Origin of the sequence: Actinomadura sp. NPDC000600, from assembly GCF_040492135.1 — a bacterium.
In the GTDB taxonomy this organism is placed as follows: Bacteria; Actinomycetota; Actinomycetes; order Streptosporangiales; family Streptosporangiaceae; genus Spirillospora.
Window position 1 is genome coordinate 1 of sequence record NZ_JBEUPD010000083.1, and the last position, 3,495, is coordinate 3,495.

A 3,495-nucleotide genomic window follows, 5' to 3' on the forward strand; every position below is an offset into this window, starting at 1 on the left:
GCGTCCGGCAGCGGGCTGTCGCCGGCGCCGTAGTACAGGTCGTTCAGCCGCTTGACCTGGGCGGTCAGCTCGGCGATGCGCTCTCCAACGTCCACCCCTCGATTAAACGCGACGGCACCGACAACCGGCCGCAGCAGGAGATCTGGTCGGTCTTCTGCGCGGCAACCCGGGGACCACACCATGAGATGAGCTCGTCGCTTCCGAGGCCGCCCCGAGTGGGCCGAAAGTGACCGAATCCGGCAATCGCCCGGCTCGTGGAGCGGGGGAGGGCAGGATGCGGTGTTGTGGCGGTGCGGGGCGCGAAAAGGCGATGGACAGCAGCGACGATCGCAGGGGCGGCGGTCGTCGGCGGGCTTGTGTGGGGGTTCCTGACGCCAGGCAAGGACCAAGATCCGGTAGAGCGGGCGAGCTGGTATGCCGGCATCGCCGGGGCGCTGGTCGCGGTGGTGCTGACCTTTCGGTGGGTGTGGCTGTGGCACGCCGAGCGCAAAGCCGTACAGCAGGAAGCCGACGCGGAGCAGGCAGCCAAGTCTGAGCAGGAAGCGCAGACCGAGCGGACCCTGCGGCTGTATCTGCAGCAGTTGCGGGACCGATGCCAGCGGGTGGAGCTGGAACGGCTAATGCCCGACCAGGACGAGCATCCAGTGATGCTGCTGAGCGAGGTGTTCGTCTCCCAGCTGGTACGGGACAATCCACCGCCGTCAGAACTGCTGGAGCTGCCGCGCGAGGTGCTGTTGAGGCTGGCCGGGACCGGTGCGCTAGAGGCACCAGCGGAGTTGCCCGAGGGCGTGGACCAGGTGCGCCTGGAGCAGGCGCGACTGGCCTACCGCGACCGGCCCACCCGACCAGTACTGGCGGCGGTGGCCGCCGCGGCCGCCGGAGTGGTGGTGCTGGGCGACCCCGGAGCAGGCAAGTCGACGCTAACGCGGTACCTGATGCTGGCGCTGGCCGCCGACGCCCTGAACACCGCCCCCGAAGCTGCTACCGGTTCTGGAGCACGTGGGGGACCGGTGCTGGCCGGGGACCTGGCCGGGCGGCTACCGCTCCTGGTGGAGCTGAGGCAGTTCGCCGACGCGCGGTGGCGGGACGCCGATTTCCTGGACTTCTGGAACCACCTCTACCAGAGCGAGGGCTTCGGCCTGCCTCGCGAGCTCCTTCAGCAGCGCCTCACCGACGGGCGGGTGCTCGTAGTGTTCGACGGCCTGGACGAAATCTTCGAGGCCAAACACCGCAACCAGATCGCCCGCCGAATCCAGTGGTTCGCCCGCAGCTACCCCCAAGCCCGGGTCGTGGTGACCTCACGCGTGATCGGCTACGACCGAGCGGTATTCGACCGCGCCGGATTTACAACCCTGATGCTCCAAGACCTGACCCGCCAACAGATCACCCAATTCGTCACCGCCTGGTTCCAGCGCAGCTGCCCCGATCCGACGGAAGCGCTCCGATTGCGCAACCGAGTGCTGAAAGCGGTCAAGAACGCCCCGGCGGTGGCGGAGTTGGCGGGCAACCCGATGTTGCTGACCATCCTGTCGATCATCGCCCGCCGCCGCGAGCTACCGCGCGACCGCCGCCGCGTCTACCAGCACGCGGTGCACCTGCTGATCGACCAATGGGACGTCAACAAGGAACTCGCCGACCAGCACCCCGACATGCCACACCTGACTCTGGAAGACAAGCTGGGCATGCTCCACGAGGTCGCACGGCGGATGCAAGACGGCCCAGCCGGGTTGGCTGGCAACCACCTTCCCGGCGACGACCTCACCACCCTCTTCCGCGCCTACCTGGCCCGTGAACTGCGCCTATCCGACGAACGCGCCGTGCAGGCCGCCCGCACCATGCTCGCCCAGCTACGCGACCGCAACTTCATCCTGGCCAGCTATGGCGCTGGCCTGTACGGCTTCGTCCACCGTGCCTTCCTGGAATACCTGGCCGCCAACGACATCAGCCAGCGCTTCGCCGACCACGAACTCACCGAAGAAGAACTCATCTCCGTCTACACCACTCACCGGGCCGAGCCTGCTTGGACCGAGGTTCTCCTCCTTCTGGCCAGAATGATTCCCCCACGATTCGCGGCAGCTGTCATCGATCGGCTACTGGAAGCCGACCTCGGCTGGCGCATCCACTCCACACCACCGCATCACCTGTTGCTGGCTCTGCGCATCGCGGCTGAGATCGAACGCGGCCCCGAACTCGCGGCCCGAGGCCGCACCCTCACCCTCACCTTTATCGGGCTCTTCCAAAACACCTCCGGGGGCCCACAACCGAACTGGGAAGCAGACATTCATGGAGGGCTCGCCCCCCTTCTCAACACCTCACCGGGGGGGTGGGTGCTCGACCACGGCCTGCTACGGCGCTGGTACGCCTCAAGGCCTGGTTTCAGAGACAAAGGTCGCTTTGTAATGCGCTTTTTGGCAACACCGGCTCAACCCAAGGCGGACCTCATGAACGCCGCACTTCATGACGAGGAGCGGGACGTGCGGAGGGCTGCGTTGCAGGCGTTGGGTGCAGGGTGGGCTGGTGACCCAGAGACTTATGCATGGCTCCGCGACCTCGCCACCCACGCCCGGGCCGCCGACCTGCGAAGAGCTGCACTAGACGCAGTAGGCGCGGGTTGGGCGGGGGATCCGGAAGCTCTGAGCCTTCTGCGCGACCGCGCCACCGAGGATGAGAACGCCACCGTGCGGCGGGCTGCAGTGCAGGCGATAGGCGCGGGTTGGCTGGGCGACCCGGAGGCTCTGAGCTTCCTGCGCGACCGCGCCACCCACGACCAGGACACCCTTGTGCGGTGGTTCGCGGTGGATGCGATAGGTGCGGGTTGGCCGGGCGCCCCAGATACGCTCGACTTTCTCCGCGACCGCATCCACGACCACAACGCCGAGGTGCGGCAGACGGCGGCGGGGGTGATAGCTCCAGGATGGACGGGTTACCCCGAGACCTTCGTGTGGCTGCGCGATCGCGCCACCGAGGATGAGAACACCGCCGTGCGGCGGGCCGCAGTGCAGGCGATAGGCGCGGGTTGGCCGGGCGACCCGGAGGCTCTGAGCCTTCTGCGCGACCGCGCCACCGAGGATGAGAACGCCACCGTGCGGCGGGCCGCAGTGCAGGCTATAGGCGCGGGTTGGCCGGGCGATCCGCAGGCTCTGAGCCTCCTGCGCGACCGCGCCACCCACGACCAGGACACCGAGGTACAAGGGATCGCGCTGCGCTGGGTTGGCGCGGGGTGGGCCGATGATTCGGAAGCCTTCGCATGGCTTTGCGGCCGCGCCACCGAGGATGAAAACGCCACCGTGCGGCGGGCCGCAGTGCAGGCTATAGGCGCGGGTTGGCCGGGCGATCTGCAGGCTCTGGACCTTCTGCGCGACCGCGCCACCCACGACGAGGCTCATGGTGTACGGGCGACCGCGCTGCGCTGGGTTGGCGCGGGGTGGGCCGATGATTCGGAAGCCTTCGCATGGCTTTGCGGCCGCGCCACCGAGGATGAAAACGCCACCGTGC

Annotated in this window: 1 protein-coding gene; it reads left to right on the forward strand. The window is 68.0% G+C overall.

Annotated elements, in window-relative coordinates; translation table 11 throughout:
- Positions 1 to 284 precede the first annotated feature (284 nt).
- Positions 285 to 3,495, forward strand: a 3,211-nt coding sequence (locus tag ABWI07_RS43645) for a HEAT repeat domain-containing protein (protein WP_353822152.1), incomplete at its 3' end; no start/stop codon positions are given.